The following is a 321-nucleotide window of genomic DNA, read 5'->3' on the forward strand; positions in this document are numbered from 1 at the left end:
ACACATGAGTGTTGATCCCATTACGGGGCCATAGCTCAGCTGGGAGAGCGCCTGCCTTGCAAGCAGGAGGTCAGCGGTTCGATCCCGCTTGGCTCCATTTGCACCTTGAAAACTGGATAACGAAAGTCAATCAAGATGAAAATCTTGAGCTGAAACATCCTTTAGCTGAAAGAAACAACCGCCAGCTGAGGAAGCTCACGCTGAGCGATAACTAGGTTAAGCTAGTAAGAGCGCACGGAGGATGCCTAGGCACCAGGAGCCGAAGAAGGACGTGGCGAACAACGATACCGCCTCGGGGAGCCGTAAGCAGGCTTTGATCCG

1 tRNA gene and 1 rRNA gene are annotated in these 321 nt (G+C 53.3%); both read left to right on the forward strand.

Features of this window, described 5'->3' with window-relative positions:
- Window positions 1–24: 24 nt before the first annotated feature.
- Window positions 25–97: transfer RNA gene (locus NQZ67_RS30060), tRNA-Ala, on the forward strand.
- A gap of 117 nt (window positions 98–214) precedes the next feature.
- A 23S ribosomal RNA gene (locus NQZ67_RS30065) occupies window positions 215–321 on the forward strand; the annotation flags it as partial.

Origin of the sequence: Paenibacillus soyae, assembly GCF_024623455.1 — a bacterium.
Classification (GTDB): Bacteria; Bacillota; Bacilli; order Paenibacillales; family Paenibacillaceae; genus Pristimantibacillus; species Pristimantibacillus soyae.